The organism is Streptomyces sp. ISL-100, assembly GCF_018614615.1.
Lineage (GTDB): Bacteria > Actinomycetota > Actinomycetes > Streptomycetales > Streptomycetaceae > Streptomyces.
Genome location: NZ_JAGGOK010000062.1, coordinates 1 through 18,253 on the forward strand (window position 1 = coordinate 1; position 18,253 = coordinate 18,253).

Consider the following 18,253-nt stretch of genomic DNA (forward strand, 5'->3'; position numbering starts at 1 on the left):
GCCGGCGTGCTCTTGGGCGTGTGGAAACCCGCCCCCGCATTCCCGGACCACGGACACGATCCGTGCCGCCCGGACGCGGAGCGAACGCGGGAGACCAGAACGCCCAAAACCGTTCGGGGCGTTCGGCTGAGCACGAGGCCTGGCAACAGGACTCACTCCCGCTCAGTCCTTAGGAACGGTTAGCGTCCGGCACTGGCTGCGCTCGGTTTCCCTGCGGGGCTTTTCCCCTACCCGCCCCTTCCCGCTGTGACATTTTGCGGCTCCGCCGCGTGAGGGGCTCCGCCCCAGAGGAGTACGACCGACTGCTCGGCGCGTACACCCCCTGACATCAACCTCCGTCCTCGCCACCGAAGTTCTTGCGCCAGAAGCATTGACGAAACATGGGCACGGACTTAGCTTCATCGCGTCGTACTTCATACGTCATATATGAGACGCCATACGCGAGATATGTGAGTCCCCATGGCTTTCGCTCCTCCGAGTCCGATCCCCTCCCGCACGCAGTACGTGCTGGAGGGGATCAAACACGCCATCCTCACCGGCGGCCTCAGCCCGGGCCAGGCCCTGGTCGAGACCGAACTTGCCGCCCAGTTCGGCGTGTCGAAGACTCCGGTGCGCGAGGCGCTCAAGACCCTGGCGGGGACCGGCCTCGTCGTGATGAACCAGTACAAGGGCGTCACGGTACGGACGGTCGACGCCGCCATGGCCCGTGAGGTGTACGACGTACGGCTGCTCCTCGAACCGGAGGCTCTGCGCCGCACCATCACCTCCCGGGCCTCCCTGGAAGCCGCCCGTGAGGCGCTCGTCCGGGCCGAGGAAGCGACCGACCAGGCCGAACGCTCGCTGGCCAACCGGGAGTTCCACCGCGCGCTCTATATGCCCTGCGGCAATCCGCTGCTCGCCAGGATGCTGGACGAGGTACGCGACCAGGCGGCCCTCGTCTCGACCGTCGCCTGGGCCGCCGTCCCGTCCTGGAAGCACGAAGCGGGTGAGCACCTGGAGATTCTGCGGCTCGCGCTCGACGGTGACGCGGAGGGCGCCGCGCGCGCCCTGCACACGCACATCGCCGACTTCGTACAGCGCGCCTTCCCGGAGGGGGACCCCGTATGACCAGCACCGGCGCCGACTTCTCCGCTCTGCGCAGCGCGCTCGCCGATGTCGTGGCGATCCCGGTGACTCCGTTCACCGCCGACGGCTCCATCGACATCGCCGCCCACCGGTCCCTGCTGGGCCGGCTGCTGGACGGCGGCGTGGGAACGCTGACGCCGAACGGGAACACCGGCGAGTTCTACGCCCTCACCCCCGAGGAGCGCCGTGACGTCACCGAGCTGACCATCGAAGAGGCTGACGGCCGCGCCACCGTCGTCGTCGGCGTCGGGCACGACGTGCCGACCGCCGTCGCCGCCGCCGAGCACGCCCGGGACGCCGGCGCGCAGATGCTGATGGTGCATCAGCCCGTTCATCCGTACGTGTCGCAGGACGGCTGGGCCGATTACCACCGTGCCATCGCCGAGGCGGTACCGGAGCTCGGAGTCGTCCCGTACATCCGCAACCCGCTGCTGAGTGCGGAGAGTCTCGCCGCGCTGGGCGACGCCTGCCCCAATGTCATCGGTGTGAAGTACGCCGTGCCGGACGCGGCGCGCTTCGCCGCCTTCGCGCGGGACGCGGGCCTGGACCGCTTCGTCTGGGTCGCCGGGCTGGCCGAGCTGTACGCCCCCTCCTACTTCGCGGTCGGCGCCACCGGGTTCACCTCGGGTCTCGTCAACGCCGCCCCGTCGGTGTCACTGGGGATGCTCGACGCGTTGCGCGCCGGGGACTACCCCGCCGCCATGAAGACCTGGGAGCAGATCCGTACGTTCGAGGAGCTGCGGGCGGCCCGCCAGTCCGCCGACAACGTCACGGTCGTGAAGGAGGCCCTGGCGTCTCTCGGACTGTGCCGTCGCGATGTCCGCGCACCGAGCCGGGTGCTCCCGGAGGACCGGCGTGCCGAGATCGCGGAGCTGATAGCCGGGTGGTCCGTATGACTGACCGCATGAGGGATCCGGAGAGTCTGCGCAGCCATCAGTGGTACGGGACCGAAGGCCTCCGGTCGTTCAGTCACCGCGCCCGCACCCGCCAGCTGGGCTACCTCCCCGAGGAGCACCTGGGCAAGCCGGTGATCGCGGTCCTCAACACCTGGTCGGACATCAACCCCTGCCATGTCCACCTGCGGGACCGGGCGCAGGCGGTGAAGCGCGGGGTGTGGCAGGCCGGGGGTTTCCCGCTCGAATTCCCGGTCTCCACCCTCTCCGAGACCTTCCAGAAGCCGACGCCGATGCTCTACCGGAACATGCTGGCCATGGAGACGGAGGAGCTGCTGCGTTCCTACCCCGTCGACGGCGCCGTGCTGCTGGGCGGCTGCGACAAGTCGACGCCCGCGCTGCTGATGGGCGCCGCATCCGTCGATCTGCCGGCCGTCTTCGTCCCGGCCGGACCGATGCTGCCGGGTCACTGGCGCAACGAGGTGCTCGGCTCCGGTACGGACATGTGGAAGTACTGGGACGACAGGCGGGCCGGGCTGATCGGTGACGCCGAACTGGCCGAGCTGGAGAACGGTCTGGCCCGCTCCCCCGGCACCTGCATGACCATGGGGACGGCTTCGACCCTGACCGCCGCCGCCGAGGCCCTGGGTGTCACCATGCCGGGTGCCTCTTCCATCCCGGCCGTGGATTCCGGGCACGACCGGATGGCCGCGGCCTCGGGCCGCCGGATCGTCGAACTCGTACACCGTGACCTGAGGCTTTCGCAGATCCTGACCCGGCCCGCGTACGAGGACGCGGTCGCGACCGTGATGGCGCTGGGCGGTTCCACGAACGCCGTGATTCATCTGATCGCGATGGCGGGACGCTCTCAAGTGCCGCTCGCTCTCGACGACTTCGACCGGATCGCGCGGACGGTCCCGGTGCTGGCGAATCTGCGGCCGGGCGGCCAGTACCTGATGGAGGACTTCCACTTCGCGGGCGGGCTGCCGGCGTTCCTGGCGCGGCTGACGGACGTACTGCATCTGGACCGGGCCACCGTGGCGCACGACTCGCTGCGCGAGCAGCTCGCCGGCGCGGTAGTGCACAACCCCGAGGTGATCAGGCCGCGTTCGAAGCCGCTCGCGGATGAGGGCGGGGTCGCGGTACTGCGGGGCAATCTCTGTCCGGACGGTGCGGTGATCAAGCACATCGCCACCGAGCCCCGCCTGCTCAGGCACACCGGCCCGGCGGTCGTCTTCGACGACTACAGGACCATGCAGCGCACCATCAACGATCCGTCGCTCGGCATCACCGCCGACACCGTGCTTGTTCTGCGCAACGCCGGCCCCAAGGGCGGTCCCGGAATGCCGGAGTACGGGATGCTGCCGATCCCCGACCACCTGCTCAAGGAAGGGGTGCGGGACATGGTCCGGATCTCCGACGCCCGTATGAGCGGCACCAGTTACGGCACGTGCGTGCTGCACATCGCACCCGAGTCGTACGTCGGCGGACCGCTCGCCCTCGTACGGACGGGAGATGCGATCACCCTCGATGTCGCGGCCAGGTCGCTCCAGCTTGAGCTGTCGGACGAGGAGTTGGAGCGTCGCCGCGCCGAGTGGGTGGAGCCGCCCGCGCAGTACGAGCGTGGCTACGGCGCGCTGTACAGCGAGCAGATCACCCAGGCCGACACCGGCTGCGACTTCGCGTTCCTGTCCCGGCCGGGCGAAGTGCCCGACCCCTACGCGGGCTGACCCGCCTCCACACCCCTCTCTATTTGTTCGAGATCTCGAACAGCATCCGGCAAGCGCTTCACACCCGCACCGAGAACGGAGAAGCAGTCATGGCCTCAGCCGCCTCAGCCGTGGCCAGAAAGCCCAGGGCGCCAGGGCGCCGCGTGGGGGCACCGCCCCGCCGGCTCCCGTATCTGCTCATCGCGCCCGCCGGGCTGCTGATGCTGGGCTTCATCGCCTATCCGGTCATCAGCGTCTTCTACTACAGCCTTCAGCACTACAACGTCACCAAGCCATGGCGCAACGGCTTCGCGGGCTTCGACAACTTCACCCGCATCTTCACCGACGACCCGCAGTTCTGGACGACTCTGGGCTTCAGCGCCCGCTGGGTCGTCGTCGAGGTAGGGCTGCAACTCGCCCTCGGACTCGTCCTCGCGCTCATCGTCAACCAGACCTTCATCGGACGCGGCATCGCCCGCGCCATGGTCTTCTCGCCCTGGGCCGTGTCCGGAGTGCTGACCACCACGATCTGGATGCTGCTCTACAACCCCTCCACCGGCGTCAGTCGCTATCTGGCGGACGCGGGCATCGGCTCGTACGGCACCTCGGTCCTCTCCGACACCGGCACCGTCTTCTGGGCGGCGGTCCTCGCCGAACTCTGGCGCGGTGTCCCCTTCTTCGCGATCCTCATCCTCGCCGATCTGCAGTCCGTCCCGAAGGAGCTGTACGAGGCGGCCTCCGTCGACGGGGCGAACCGGCCCCGGCAGTTCTTCCACATCACCCTGCCCCACCTCAGGGACGCGATCGTCCTGGCCACACTGCTGCGCGGCGTCTGGGAGTTCAACAACGTCGACCTGCTCTACACCCTCACCGGCGGCGGACCGGCCGGCGTCACCACCACGCTGCCGCTTTACGTCGCGAACACCGGCATCGAGGGCCACGACTTCGGCTACGCGTCGGCGCTCACCACGGTCGCCTTCGTGATCCTCCTCTTCTGCTCGATCCTCTACCTGCGCCTGAGCAAGTTCGGAGGCGACACCAAGTGACCGCAGCACTGGCGGAGAAGGGCGCACGCGAGGCCCTGCCCGCTCCCGACCCGACCACCGCCCTGCCGGGCCGCGGTATACGCCGCAGGCCCCGGCGCGAGCGCGCCTTCGACGACGTACCGCGCTGGCAGATCTACCTGCCACTCGGCCTCTACCTGCTCTTCACCCTCGTCCCCTTCTACTGGATGGTCCTCTTCGCTCTGCGGCCCGCCGGATCCACTTCGCTGGTGCCCTGGCCGCTGACCTTCGCGCACTTCGAGAAGGTCTGGAACGAGCGCAGCTTCGGGATGTTCTTCGAGAACAGCATGATCGTCGGGGTGGCGACCACCTCTCCGGCATCGTCGCGCAGAACGCGCTGGAGCCGGTCGGATCCCGGATCAAGGACTCGGGACTGAACGACAAGCTCGTGGACTCGATGGTGGAGGGCGTCAGGACGGCCGGCGGGCGCGGGGACGAGATGTTCTCCGTACCGACGTCCGCGAACAACGGCACGCTCTGGTACCGGACCGATCTGTTCAAGGCGGCGGGGCTGGAGGCGCCGAAGACCTGGGACGCGTTCTACACGGCTGCCGAGAAGCTGACCGACGCGGACAAGAACGCCTTCGGGTACACGATTCGAGGAGGCGCGGGGTCGGTCGCCCAGGCGCTGGACGCGATCTACGGGCAGTCGGGCATCACCACGTTCTGGAACGGTGACAAGACCACGGTCAATGACCCGAAGAATGTCGCGGCGCTGGAGAAGTACGTCGGGCTGTACAAGAAGACGACGCCCGAGGCCGACGTCAACAACGACTTCGCCAAGATGGTCGCCCAGTGGGACTCCGGCACGATCGGCATGCTCAGCCACAATCTCGGCTCCTACCAGGACCACGTGAAGGCGCTGGGTGAGGAGAAGTTCGCCGGCATACCGAACCCGACCGGCCCCGGCGGCACCCGGGTCCAGGTGTCCAACCCGGTGGACGGTCTCGGCCTGTTCAAGGCGAGCGAGAACAAGGCCGCGGCGTGGAAGTTCATCGAGTTCGCGGCGTCGCACGAGTCGAACAGCAAGTGGAACGAGGCGGCCGGTGCCATCCCGGCGAACACCGAGGCGGCGAAGGACAGCTGGATCAACGAGTCGGAGCCGACGAAGCTCGGCGCGCAGTCCCTCACCGACGGCAGCACCAAGATCGTGCAGCTGCCGTACTACCTGCCGGACTGGAATTCGATCACGAAGGCCGACAACGAGCCCGAGTTCCAGAAGGTCCTGCTCGGGAAGTCCACGCCCAAGGCGTTCCTGGACAAGATCGCCGGTGAGCTGAACGAGGCGCAGGCCGAGTGGAAGCAGCAGAACAAGTGACCAGCCGCCGACGCGCGCTGGCGACGCTCGCCGCCGCCCTGCCACTCGCCGTGGCCGGCGCCCCGTCGGCCGCGGCGGCGGGCACGCGCGAACCCCGAGGAACTCACCGTATGCGAAACGTCTTCATCGCCGGAGACTCCACCGCCGCCGACAAGTACGCCTCGGCGGCGCCCGAGACCGGCTGGGGCATGGCGCTCCCCTTCTTCCTGTCGCACAAGCTCAGGGTCGTCAACCACGCGATGAACGGCCGCAGTTCGAAGAGTTTCATCGACGAGGGCCGGCTGGCGCCGATCCTGGAGGCGATCCGCCCGGGCGACTTCCTCCTCGTCCAGTTCGGCCACAACGACGAAAAGCGCGAAGACCCCACCCGGTACACCGAACCGTGGACGAGCTATCAGGAGCACCTGCTCCAGTACGTCGACGGGGGGCGCGCCCGCGGCGGACGCCCGGTGCTGCTGACGTCCGTGGAGCGCAGGCGGTTCGACGCGGCGGGTACGGCGCTCGCGACGCACGGCGAGTACCCGGAGGCGATGCGGGCGCTGGCGGCGGCGCACGACGTACCGCTGCTGGACATCGCGGCACTCTCGCGCGCCCTGTGACAGAAGCTCGGCCCGGAGGCGAGCAAGGAGTACTTCCACTGGCTGGCGCCCGGCGAATCGCCCAACTACCCGGACGGCGTTTCGGACAACACCCATTTCCATCCGCCCGGCGCCATTGAGGTGGCCCGGATGACAGCACGCGCACTGGCGGACGAGAAGGTGCTGAGCGCGCACGAACTGCGCCGGCTGACTGCGGAGATCCCCGAATCCTGGCTGACCTGGCACGAGGAGCTGTAATGCGTATTCGCCTCATATCCATGGCCACTGCGGCGCTGCCACTCGCCCTGCTCCCCGCCGCGACGGCTCACGCCGCACCGGAGGGCGTACGGACCGCCCACGTCCTTCCCGCGAACGACGGCTGGGCGTCGGCCGACGGCGGCACCACGGGAGGCGCCGGAGCCGACGCGGCACACACGTACACCGTCGCCACCTGGGACGAGTTCAAGCAGGCGCTGAAGGACGGCGGTGACGCGCCGAAGGTCATCCGGGTGCGCGGCACGCTCGACGGCCTCGGCGGCAAGAGCTGCGAGGACTTCGCCACCGACGGCTACACCCTGGACGCCTACCTGGCGGCGTACGACCCGAAAACCTGGGGCACCGCCCAGCCGTCGGGCCCCCATGAGGAGGCCCGTGCCGCCTCGGCCGACGCGCAGGGCGAGCAGATCAAGGCGTACGTCCCGGCGAACACGACGATTGTCGGTCTGGGGCGTGGCGCGCGGGTGCTCGGCGGATCCCTCCAGATCAAGGACACCGACAACGTCGTGGTCCGGACCCTGACCTTCGAGGACGCCTTCGACTGCTTCCCGCAGTGGGACCCCACGGACGGGGACGGGGGCGCCTGGAACTCGGAGTACGACAACCTCGTCGTGTACGGCTCGACGCATGTCTGGATCGACCACAACACGTTCACCGACGGCCGCCGCCCGGACAGCCAACAGCCCTTCTACTACGGTCAGTTGTTCCAGCAGCACGACGGGGAGCTGGATGTCGTCAGGGGCGCCGACCTGGTAACCGTCTCCTGGAACGCGTTCACAGACCACGACAAGACCCTCATGATCGGCAACAGCGACAGCGCGGGCGCGACCGACCGCGGCAAGCTGCGGGTCACCCTCCACCACAATCTCTTCCGCGACATCGTCGAGCGGGCGCCGCGCGTGCGGTTCGGCCAGGTCGACGCGTACAACAACCACTTCGTGGTGGCGGCGCAGGGGTACGCGTACAGCTTCGGCATCGGTCTCGAATCCCGACTGGTGGCGGAGAAGAACACCTTCGCGCTGCCCGGCGGTGTGAGCGCGGCGCAGATCCTGAAGAAGTGGAAGGACGCGCCGGTCACCACGAGGGACAACTACGTCAACGGCGCACGGATGGACCTACTGGCCGCCCACAACACGGCAAACCCCGGCAACCCGCTGCGCGAGGAGGCGGGCTGGACCCCGACCCTGCGCACCCGGGTCGACCACCCGCGAGTAGTCCCGGCGCTGGTGACGGGGAGGGCGGGCGCGCCTCGCTAGCGCCGACAGCCTCCCCGGCCCGCCTCTGCCCCTTCCCGAGCGCGAAACCAGCCCGTCCGGCGTTTGAGGACACGCCCGAAGGGCGTCCGGGCGTCTGGGGGCTTGCCCCCAGCTTCGGCGGGAACAGCCGCCGCAGGCCGAGCGGCCGCAACTGACGGCCGAAGAGGCCCGCGCACACACGCGCGGGACCTGTCTCGGCAACTGGGCGCCTGAGCACACCAGTTGACGTTTGACCCCACTGCCGCATCGTCAGGGCTTGAGGATGAGCTTCCCCCGCGCGTGCCCCGCCTCGCTCAGCTCCTGCACCTTCGCCGCGTCCGCCAGCGGGAAGACGTCGGCGATCCGGACGTCCAGCCGCCCCTCGGCGGCGAGACGGGCATGCTCGGCCAGCCCGGCCCGGACGGCCTCCGGGTCCGTACCGCCGCCCGAGAAGACGACGCCGTGGTCGGCCGCGTTCGGGTCGGCGATGGTGACGACACGGTCGGCCGAGCCGCCGAGCAGCTCGATCGAGTACGGCAGTACGCCCTGGCCGGCGGCGTCGAATACCGCGTCCACGCCCTGGGGTGCGGCAGCCCGTACGCGCTCGGCCAGACCGTCCCCGTAAAGGACGGGAATCGCACCGAGCGACCGCAGGTACGCGTGGTTGGCCTCGGACGCCGTGCCGACGACCGTGATGCCCGCGGCCACCGCGAGTTGTACCGCGACCGAGCCGACCACTCCCGCCGCGCCGTGCAGCAGCAGCACCTCGCCGTCCTTCACCCGCAGCAGGTCGAGGACGCGCTGGGCCGTCTCGCCCGCCACCGGCAGGGACGCCGCGCGCTCCCAGGACAGGCCGGCGGGCTTGGCTGCGATGTGACCGGCCAGCGCGTACTCGGCGTACGCGCCCGTCGTCGTCCACCCGAGGACCTCGTCACCGACGACGGCGTGCGTGACGCCGTCGCCGACTGCGTCGACGATCCCGGCGAACTCCAGGCCGGGGACGGCCGGGAACGTCGTCGGGTAGAACTCCTCGACCAGTCCGTACCGTCTCTTGTAGTCGACCGGGTTCACTCCGGCCGTCACCACTCTGACCCGGACTTCGCCCGCGCCGGGCTCCGGCTTCTCCGCCTGTCCGTGGCGCAGTACTTCCGGGCCGCCGAACGTCTCGTACACGATCGCTTCCATGACTGACTCCCCGCTGACGCTGATCGGTTGATGGCTCAAGCCTCTGCCTGCGGGGGGTCGGATCCGGCCGGCCTTTTGGACAGTCCGACCTGTCCGAAAGACCAGCCGTCGGCAGGACAACGCTGGTTACGCTGGCCGGATGGAGCTGACACTCACCGGGTCTGTGGCCTTCCTCCCCACGGCGGCCACCGCTGCCCCTGCCCCTGCCCGTGCCCTCGCGCCCGGCGACACCACCCTGGCCGCCCTGACCGCCGGATACGACGTCATCCGCCAGCCGTTGGGCGAGATCCTGCCCCGTCTGTCCGCCACCCTGGCGGAGCTGGTCCCGCACCTGGCCGCCGCCGAACTGTCCACCCACTGCGCGCATTCGCCCTTCAAGACGGCCGGTGACGCGGACTTCTCCGCGCGGATCAGCGCGGCGGATCTGGAACCGCTGTTCGTCGCCGGCGTGCCCGGGCGGCCGTGGCAGGGCACGGCCAGGATCGCCGGAGCCGAGCGGTCCGTGGTCGCCGTGATGACCGACGCGACTCCGCGGGGCGCGCTCCTCGTTCTCGTACGCGGTGACGAAGCCACGCCGGTCGACGCGAGCGCCCTCGCCGTCACGCAGGCCCTCTGGTCCCTGGTAGCCGCCCACTTCGACCGGTTCGCGTCGGAGGCGACCCCCGGCGCCCTGGCCCGCTCACGCGCTGCCGCCGACACCCGGGCCCGCGTCATGGCCGAGCTGGGCGAGACACACTCGGCCGCGCTGACCGGGCTCCTGGGGGTGCTGCGCAGCCGTAACCTCGACGACGCCGCCGCGCGCGCGACCGCGACCGAGCTGGCCGTGACCGCGCTGATCGAACTGCGGGCCGAAACCGACCGCGACAAGGCGGTGGCCGAGGAACGGGCCGACGAGGCGTTCGCCCGGCTCGCGGACGCGCTTCGGCCGCTGCTGCGCCACAGTCCCGTCCGGCTGGAACTGGGCGCTCCCGACTCGGCCCGCAGGGTGGCCGCCGACGTGGCGCACGCGGCGCGGGCGATCGTACGCGCGGTGCTGCTGACCGTACTGGAGCAGGAGACCATGACCCGGGTGCATGTCGGCTGGCAGGTCACCGAGCAGGAACTGCGCGCGACCGTACGGGACGACGGGCCCGGCGCGCTGTCCATGTGCTCCCTGGGTCCGGCGCGGATCTCCGACCGGCTGGACGTCCTGGGCGGACGGCTCGACGTGGACGCGGTGCCCGGCTGGGGAACGACGGTCACCGCGGTCATCCCGCTGACGACGCCCGACGCACCCGCCACGGCAGCCGGCACCGATCCGCTGACTTCCCTGGGGGCGCGTGAACTGGAGGTACTGACACGGCTCGCGCGCGGCCACCGCAACCGCCAGATCGCGCAGGAACTCCACATCAGCGAGTCGACGGTGAAGTTCCATGTCGCGAAGATCCTGACCAAGCTGGGGGTCGGATCACGGGGCGAGGCGGCGGCGCTGTTCCACGCGGCGGCGTAGAACAGCGCCTTGTGCCTTGCTCCTTCCGGCAATCGGCGGCTACAGCGCCGGGTGGGCGTTCTTCAGGAGCTCCTGGAACTGGGCCGAGAACCAGTGACCGGAGAGCGGGGCGTTCGGCAGTGCGCCTGACATGTTGTTGTTGTTCCGGGGATTGCCGGTGTACGTCGGGTCGCACATCCGGTCGAAGCCCTTGCCCTCGTCGTTCGGGATCGCCCTGCTCGACCCGTCGGACTCGCCCGGCGGCTTGATCCAGACGTACGCGTCGATGCCCGCGGCCGGGGCCGTCCGGGGCCGCTCACCGAGGCCCGCGCCCGACTGGTTGCACCAGTTGCCGAGGTGGATGCGCCGGTCGTAACGGCCGCCGTCGACATAGGTGTCGACGCTGGTCCGCGCCCCCGGGGCGGTGGGCCGGGCCGTGCCGCCCCAGCCGTTGCGGGAGGTGTCGATCAGCATGCCGAGGCCGGAGTCGAAGCCGAGCGAGACCAGCTTGGCGCGCATGGCCTGGGCGTACGACAGCTCGTCGGTGTACCGGTTCCAGTCCACCCACTTGGACTGGCGTACGGACACCCCGTTCACGCTGTCGTCGATGGTGAAGTGGTCCTCCTTCAGCGCGCTGTAGTTGGCGGTGTTGACGATGAAGCCGTGCACCTTGCCGATCGTCGAACCCTCGGCGGTCGCGGCCCGCTTGAAGAGTTCGGCGGAGGCACCGAAGTTGTCGTCCCAGCCGAGCCAGCCGTGGTGGCCGGCGTCCACGTAGTTGTAGACGCTGGGGACCGCCCCCAGCTTGTTCAGCGCGTACCCGACGCCCTTGATGTAGTTGCCGTTGGCTTTCATGGTGTCGCAGTTGGGGGTGGCGGTCGGTCGTGGTGTGGTGTTGGTGACGAGGTTCGGCAGCGAGTCGATCTCGACCGTGTTCACGATCCGCAGTCCGGCGTACTTGGGGTCGGCGAGTATCGCGGCGATCGGGTCGATGTACTGCGTCTTGTACTTGTCGATCTCGGCCGGGCCCAGTTCGCCGTTGGAGGCGAGCGCCGCGCAGTCGCGGCCCGGCAGGTTGTAGATGACCAACTGCACGACCAGTTCGCCGGTGCCCTTCTGTCTCAGGGCCTCGTCGAGGTGGGCGCGCAGCCCCATGGAGCCGTTCGCGCCCGCGATGGCGGCCGTCCGGTCCAGCCACACGCCGGTCGGCTGGCCGGCGATCTTGCTGCCGCCCGGCTCGGCCGCGGCCTTGGCTGACCACTCGGGGTTCACATAGACCTTGGCGCCGGCGTACGGGTTGTCGACGCGGCCCGCGGGCGGGTCGGTCGGGTCCGGTGGGTCGGTGGGGCCACCCGGACCGGCGTTGCAGGTCACGCCGTTGAGCTTGAACGTGGCCGGCACGGCGTTGCTGCCGCTGTACGAGGCGTTGAAGCCGAAGGAGGCGGACGCTCCGGTGGCCAGAGCGCCGTTGTACGAGACGTTCTTGGCGGTGACGGCGGCCCCGGTCTGGGCGATGTCGGCGTTCCAGCCCTGGGTGACCTTCTGATCGTCGGCGTACGACCACTCCAGCTTCCAACTGCTCACGGTGTCACCGGTGTTGGTGACGGTGACAGCGGCGCCGAAGCCGGTGCTCCACTGGTTGGTGATCTTGTAGTCGACGGTGCAGCCGGGAGCGGCGGCGCCGGCCGGGGTGGTCATGGCGGCGGCGGTACCTCCGGCCGCCGCGATCACGGCGCAGGCCGCGATCAGGGCGGTGTGCCGCCGGGAAGGCGTGTTGGTGCGGCCCATGACGGTGTGTGCCTCTCAGTCGAGGGCGCGCAGGCGTCGGGCAACCCGATGCTGTGGTTCCAGGTGTCCCGCCGTACGCGGTATCGCTCCCACTGGTGGGCTGGAAGCTAGCACCGAGTCGCCACGGAGAACAGAAGAGGTTGCCAGGTCTTTCGAGAATTCGTTGTCGAATTAATTCGACAACTCAATTCACACGCCAGCCCTTGACACTTTCCCGTCGGCAAGGAACCGTGGGAGCGCTCCCACGGGTGCACACTCAGCCGTACTCCACCCCAGGAGGCGTATCCGCGAGAAACCCAGAGACAAATTCGATCAGGAATTCAGCAGGGCAGCCCAATACGCGTCCGGACCGCTACCGGCCGTGGTCACGAGTGCGGTTCGGACTTCCTGCGCTCCCCGCCCTCCCCTTCAGGCACGTACGCGGAACAGTCGGGATTCCGGCACGGACCCGGGCGCCAGACGGGCACGAAGACTCCAAGCGATTTGTGCCGTTTGATTTCCGACGTGACGGGGTGCTTGCAGACCGGACAGACGTGTCGGGCCTGCCTTTCGGTCTCACGCTCGTTGCTGCCCATGCCTCTACGTTATGCCCACCCCGCGAAATACGACAGACCGTAGCGATCAGGCCGGCGCCTTGTCCCGCCAGCGGACGAACAGGCTCTCCGCGTCGCCGCTGTACGACCACGGGATCCGGGTGGCCCGGTTGTCCAGGAGGCCGAAAATGGCGGCGGCCTCCCCTTCCATCCCCGCGTGGACCAGGCCGTGGGCCAGGTAATTGAGGTCGGCGACATCCTGCGCCTGCGGGACGGTCCGGTGGTTGATCCACTTCTCCAGGGCGGCCCGCAGGTCCCAGCGCGCCCGCTCCCCGTTCCAGTGGAAGGCAAGGCCGATCGCCGTCCTGCCCTCCGCCTCCGTCTGGTAGCGGTACTGCTCCGCCCTCGCCACCTGCGGCAGGATCGCGAGCGGCGAGCCGGGCGGGGCGTACGACGCGGCTTCCCAGGCGAAGTTGTTCGCCTCGCCGTGCGAGCCGTGCCAGCGGGCGGAGAGGTAGCGCAGCGCCTGGTGGTGCCCTTCCCGGTGGTACAGGTCCCGGTCCCTGAGCTCCTTCCACCACTGGCCCATGTACGGGTCGCCGCCTTCGTACAGCCTGCCGAGCGCGACCAGCGAGACGTACGGATGCGGGTCCTCGGGGGCCAGGTCGGATGCCTGGAGGCACATCCGGGCCGCTCGGTCCAGGCTCTCCTTGCCGGGCAGCGTCCCGGTGCGCGCACCGGCGAACATCCGCATCACCTCGGTCTCCGCGCGCAGCACGGCCGCGTCCGGGTTCGCGGGGTCGGAGGCCTGCCAGACGTCCACGGTGCGCCGGTTCGCCGCCGCGTCGGCGAGCAGGCGCAGGCGGTGCGCGCGCCGGTCCCAGTCGTCGCGGGGGCGCTCGGCGAGCAGGTCGCGGGCGCCCTCCCAGCGGCCCATCACCATGTCCTGGCAGCCCTCCGCGAGGGCTCGGTCACCGAACGCCTGGTCGTAGAGCGGTGCTCCGGAACGGCGGCGCAGCCAGGCTGCCATGAGCGGGTTCCCTCCCTGAGAGGACGCGGGTACCGACGGGGTACGGACCGGGTACGGAATCAGAAGCGTTCGTCAGAAGTCGGTGAGGATCTCGTCCCGGCGCTCGGCGGCCGCCGGCGCCGGCTCCGTCCCCGGTCCTCCGTAGAACTCGTCCGCCGCGTCGGCCTGCTCGGGGTCCAGCGGCCTCGGCCGGTAGTACGAGCTGCCCTGGAACCAGGACAGGAGCATCGGCACCACGCCGAGGGCCAGGGCGCCGAGACCGATGGCGAGGGCGCTGCCGCTGAGCTCCGGGACCGACGTGGCGAAGATCCAGATCATGAAGAGCGCTCCGCCGAGCGGCCACAGTCCGATGAAGACCAGGTTGCCCACGGACTTGAGCAGCACCCGCCGGTACGCGACGACGGCCGAGAGTCCGGCGAGGGCGTAGTAGAACGCGATGTGCAGACCGATGCCGCTCACCGCGTCCTTGACGAACTGGGCGCCGGAGCCCGCCGTGGCCGAGATCAGGATGAGCAGCAGCGCGACGAGCGCCACGGCCGCCGTGGCCACCCAAGGCGTCTGCCACTCCCGGTGGGTGCGCGAGAACACAGCGGGGACGGTACGGTCGCGCCCCATCGCGAAGAGCGTCCGCGTCGCCTGCAGAAGGGTGGTCTCCAGTGTGGCGATCATGGAGAGCATCACGGCCAGGACGAGCAGCCGCCCGCCCCAGCCCGGCCAGATGGCCTCGCCGAGGACGGAGAGGAAGCCCGCGGGATTGTCACGCACCGCGTCGGAGCCGATGAGGACGTTGGCCGCGATGGTGAAGACCACGAAGACGACCAGGGACACCAGTACGCCGACGATGCCGCCCAGGCCGAAGGTGCGGCGGCTGTTGCGGGTCTCCTCGCTGAGGTTGCTGGTCACGTCCCAGCCCCAGTAGCTGACCCCGGCGATGAGGGCGCCCGCCACGAAGGTGTGCGACTCGTCGAAGTGGCTGAAGCCGAACCAGGAGAGCGAGAATTCCGCGGCGTTCCCGTCCTTGGCCAGGGCGACGACGGCGAAGAGCAGGAGCAGTCCGAGCTGGGTGCCGGTGAGGACGGTCCGGGCGTACGGGCTGATCCGTGCGCCGAGGGCGACCACGGCCGCCATGAGCAGGAACCAGCCGACGCCCACGGCGGTGGCGAGTGCGGTGCGTCCGGCCAGCTCGGGGTCGATGAGCGCGAGCGTGGCCGTGCCGGCGGGCAGCGTGGCGGAGACGAGGAAGACCGTGGTGGCCACGACCAGCGCCCAGCCGCTCAGGAATCCGAGGAAGGGGTGGAGCGCGCGGGCCACCCAGGTGTAGGTGGCGCCGGCGTTGACTTCGAGCCGTCCCAGGTGCCGGAAGGCCAGCGCGATGCCGATCATCGGGATCGCGCAGTACAGGAGCACCGCCGGACTGGCGACGCCGACGGCGAGCACGAGCGCGGGGATCGTCGCGGCGACGGTGTAGGCCGGGCCGCAGCCCGCGACCGCCATGACGGCGGAGTCGAAAGTTCCCAGGGCTCCCGCCCGCAGGCCGCCCCCTTCGGATCCCGGCCGCTTGCTCAAGGTTGTGCCTTTCCGGTGACGTACGTGAAATGCCTGCCTGGGCAGGAGACAGATCTTGCACATGGTCACCGGGTCAACACAAGGGGTAGAGTGCGGATTCTTTCGAAAAGTCGTGATCGTCACGCTGGGATCCTCTATTTGAGAGGACTAGACCTACGGATTTCGTTGCACAGCCTCCTTCCCCAGCATTTCGGTCACCCAGTCATGAAACGCCCCGATGTGGTGCTCGGCCGGGACGAGGACACCGCCTTTGCGGTACGCCCGCGAGGTCATGGCCGGCTGGGTCCGTTCGCAGGCGTCGAAATCCTGGGTGTTCACGCGGTGGAACAGTTCCACCGACTTGTCGAGGTCGGCTCCCGAGGCGACGACACCGGGCGCGTACAGCCAGTCGCACTCCACCACCGTGCGATCGGCGGCCAGCGGGAACATCCGGTGGACGATGACGTGGTCCGGCACCAGGTTCACAAAGACCTGCGGCCTGATGGTGACCGCGAAGTAGCGGCGGTCCTGCGCGTCTGTGATGCCCGGCAGCCGGCCGAAGCCCGCGCTGCCGTCGACGGTGAAACCCTGCGCCTCCTCACTGAACTCCGCCCCGTGCCCGACGTAGTACTGAGCCGCCAGGCCGTCCGCGAATTCCGGGAGTACGTCGGTCAGCTCGGGGTGGATCGTCGCGCAGTGGTAGCACTCCATGAAGTTCTCGACGATCAGTTTCCAGTTGGCCGCGACGTCGTAGCTGATGCGGCGCCCCAGGGTCAGGCCCTCGGTCTCGTACCGCTCGATCGTCACGGTGTCACCGAGGCGCTCCACGACGTCGCCGATGACGGTGTCCTCGAAGGACGGCGGCTCGTCGGCGAGGCAGATCCAGGCGTAGCCGAGCCATTCCCGCAGCGCGACCTTCACCAGGCCGTATTCCGTGCGGTCGATGTCCGGCATCTTCTGGAGGTTGGGGGCGGCGACGAGTGTGCCGTCCAGTCCGTAGGTCCAGGCGTGGTACGGGCACTGGAGGTTACGCCGCACCTCTCCCGCACTCTCGGTGCACAGCCGCGCGCCGCGATGGCGGCAGACGTTGAGAAAGGCGCGCAGTTCGCCGGTCCGGGTCCGCGTGATCAGTACGCTCTCCCGGCCCGCCTGGACCGTACGGAAGGCGCCGGGACGGTCGAGATCGGCGCTGCGCACCGCGCAGTACCAGAGCGATTCGAAGATCCGCTCCTGCTCGCGGCGGAAGACCTCGGGGTCGGTGTAGAAGTGGCCGGGCAGGGTCGCGATCAGGCTCGTGGCGGTAGTCATGGAGGTGGGCTGCCTCTCGGCTCAGGCGACGGGCGCGGACGCGGACGCGGCGGCGAGCCTGCGGGGGTCGAACAGCTCGATGGGGTGCTTGGTCTCGCCGCTCAGCGCCAGGTCGGCCACGATCTCGCCGACGACCGGCACGAACTTGAAGCCGTGCCCGGAGAATCCGCACGCGACGGTGACGCGATCGGTGTGCGCCGGGTGCCGCGCGATCACGAAGTGCTCGTCGGGGGTGTTGGAGTACATGCAGGTGGCGGCCTTGAGGAAGGCTCCGGGCAGATCGGGGATGTGGCGGGACATCCGGGTCGCCATCGCGGCCACCTCGTCGTCGTACACCGTCCGCTCGATCGTCTCCGGCGTGCAGACGGTGCCCTTGCGGAAGAACGCCACCTTGGCACCGAGTTCCGGACCGTCGATCGCCGGAAACCCGTAGACCTGCACCCCCTCCGCGTCCTCCCAGATGTAGATCGGGTGGTTCTCGGGGAGGAAGGGCTGGACGCCGCCGGTGGGCTGGAACCAGTACATGACCTGCCGCTCGATGGTGAACGGCACCCCGATGTCGGTAAGCAGCCGCGGCGCCCAAGCACCGGGGCAGATGACGAGGTGCCCGGCCGTGTACGTGTTCTCCGCGGTGTGCACGCGAACCCCCCGGCCGCCTTCGAGCGCCTCCCAGCGGGTCATCGGCTCCTCGAAGTGCAGGTCGGCGCCGATCTGGGTGGCGAGCTGGACGTGGGCGGCGACGGTGTTCTCGGGGCGGACGAGACCGGCCCGTCCCTCGTAGAGCGCGACCTCGTCGTCGCGGGGGGTGAGGGTCGGGAAGCGCCGGCGGATATCGGCCGCGTCGAGCATCTCGTGGGGCAGGTCCCACTGCTGGGCGGAGAGCAGCGAGCCGGCCACGGTGCGGGACTCGGGGCGGCCGACCATGACGCCGCCGCAGAGTGTGGCGACGTTGCGGCCGGTGTCACGCCCCAGCTGCTCGTAGAGCTCGTACGAGCGCAGAAGGAGCGGTACGTACGCCGGGTCCTCGAAGTAGGACTGCCGGGTGATGCGCGAACCGCCGTGGCTGGAACCCTTGTTGTGGACCGGCCCGAACTTCTCCAGGCCCAGCACGCGCGCGCCGCGCGCGGCGAGGTGGTGGGCGGCGGCGCTGCCCATGCCGCCGAGGCCGACGACGATCACGTCAAAGGTGGGTGGCATC

General features: G+C 69.5%; 12 protein-coding genes and 4 pseudogenes. 10 read left to right on the top strand and 6 right to left on the bottom strand.

Annotation, left to right across the window (positions count from 1 at the left end):
* From J7E89_RS41120 to J7E89_RS26745, 9 genes and pseudogenes are all read left to right on the top strand, one after another.
* Window positions 1-173 (top strand): annotated as a pseudogene (locus J7E89_RS41120) (transposase); the annotation flags it as partial.
* Between the two features lie 286 nt (window positions 174-459).
* Complete coding sequence (locus J7E89_RS26710; protein ID WP_214976998.1) at window positions 460-1,107, top strand: GntR family transcriptional regulator; 648 nt, start codon at window positions 460-462, stop codon at window positions 1,105-1,107.
* Window positions 1,104-2,021: a dihydrodipicolinate synthase family protein gene (locus tag J7E89_RS26715; protein WP_214976999.1), complete on the top strand. Its 918-nt coding sequence runs from the start codon at window positions 1,104-1,106 to the stop codon at window positions 2,019-2,021. Before J7E89_RS26710 ends, J7E89_RS26715 begins: the two co-directional genes overlap by 4 nt.
* Window positions 2,018-3,748 (top strand): L-arabinonate dehydratase, encoded by a 1,731-nt coding sequence (gene araD / locus J7E89_RS26720; RefSeq protein ID WP_214977000.1) that lies wholly within the window; start codon window positions 2,018-2,020, stop codon window positions 3,746-3,748. The genes J7E89_RS26715 and araD overlap by 4 nt, the downstream gene beginning before the upstream one ends.
* Before the next feature lie 89 nt (window positions 3,749-3,837).
* A complete protein-coding gene (locus J7E89_RS26725) occupies window positions 3,838-4,773 on the top strand; it encodes a carbohydrate ABC transporter permease (RefSeq protein ID WP_214977001.1) in 936 nt (311 codons plus the stop codon).
* Window positions 4,770-5,099, top strand: a pseudogene (locus J7E89_RS26730) (carbohydrate ABC transporter permease); the annotation flags it as partial. The gene J7E89_RS26725 and the pseudogene J7E89_RS26730, both read left to right, overlap by 4 nt.
* A 14-nt stretch (window positions 5,100-5,113) precedes the next feature.
* A pseudogene (locus tag J7E89_RS26735) lies at window positions 5,114-6,109 on the top strand (extracellular solute-binding protein); the annotation flags it as partial.
* Window positions 6,106-6,945, top strand: a pseudogene (locus J7E89_RS26740) (rhamnogalacturonan acetylesterase). The pseudogenes J7E89_RS26735 and J7E89_RS26740, both read left to right, overlap by 4 nt.
* The gene (locus tag J7E89_RS26745) at window positions 6,945-8,219 is read left to right on the top strand and encodes a polysaccharide lyase family 1 protein (RefSeq protein WP_214977002.1); all 1,275 of its coding nucleotides are present in this window, start codon (window positions 6,945-6,947) and stop codon (window positions 8,217-8,219) included. The pseudogene J7E89_RS26740 and the gene J7E89_RS26745 overlap by 1 nt, the downstream one beginning before the upstream one ends.
* A 249-nt stretch (window positions 8,220-8,468) precedes the next feature.
* On the opposite strand, the gene J7E89_RS26750 is transcribed toward J7E89_RS26745, so the two are convergent.
* Entirely contained in the window at window positions 8,469-9,383 is a 915-nt protein-coding gene (locus tag J7E89_RS26750) for an NADP-dependent oxidoreductase (protein WP_214977003.1), read from the bottom strand.
* 139 nt (window positions 9,384-9,522) lie between these two features.
* Here J7E89_RS26750 and J7E89_RS41895 point away from each other — a divergent pair, with 139 nt between their 5' ends.
* Window positions 9,523-10,872: a LuxR C-terminal-related transcriptional regulator gene (locus J7E89_RS41895; protein WP_214977004.1), complete on the top strand. Its 1,350-nt coding sequence runs from the start codon at window positions 9,523-9,525 to the stop codon at window positions 10,870-10,872.
* A 39-nt stretch (window positions 10,873-10,911) separates the two neighbouring features.
* Here J7E89_RS41895 and J7E89_RS26760 read toward each other — a convergent pair whose 3' ends face one another.
* The 5 genes from J7E89_RS26760 to solA all read right to left on the bottom strand — a co-directional run bounded on the left by J7E89_RS26760 (window position 10,912) and on the right by solA (window position 18,252).
* Window positions 10,912-12,639, bottom strand: a complete 1,728-nt coding sequence (locus J7E89_RS26760; protein ID WP_214977005.1) for a glycoside hydrolase family 6 protein — start codon at window positions 12,637-12,639, stop codon at window positions 10,912-10,914.
* A gap of 621 nt (window positions 12,640-13,260) precedes the next feature.
* Window positions 13,261-14,202 (bottom strand): hypothetical protein, encoded by a 942-nt coding sequence (locus J7E89_RS26765; protein WP_214977006.1) that lies wholly within the window; start codon window positions 14,200-14,202, stop codon window positions 13,261-13,263.
* Window positions 14,203-14,274: 72 nt separating this feature from the next.
* Entirely contained in the window at window positions 14,275-15,696 is a 1,422-nt protein-coding gene (locus J7E89_RS26770; protein ID WP_374196890.1) for an APC family permease, read from the bottom strand.
* Between the two features lie 225 nt (window positions 15,697-15,921).
* Complete coding sequence (locus J7E89_RS26775; protein WP_214977008.1) at window positions 15,922-17,055, bottom strand: aromatic ring-hydroxylating dioxygenase subunit alpha; 1,134 nt, start codon at window positions 17,053-17,055, stop codon at window positions 15,922-15,924.
* 21 nt (window positions 17,056-17,076) lie between these two features.
* Complete coding sequence (gene solA / locus J7E89_RS26780; RefSeq protein ID WP_214977009.1) at window positions 17,077-18,252, bottom strand: N-methyl-L-tryptophan oxidase; 1,176 nt, start codon at window positions 18,250-18,252, stop codon at window positions 17,077-17,079.
* Between the last annotated feature and the right edge of the window lies 1 nt (window position 18,253).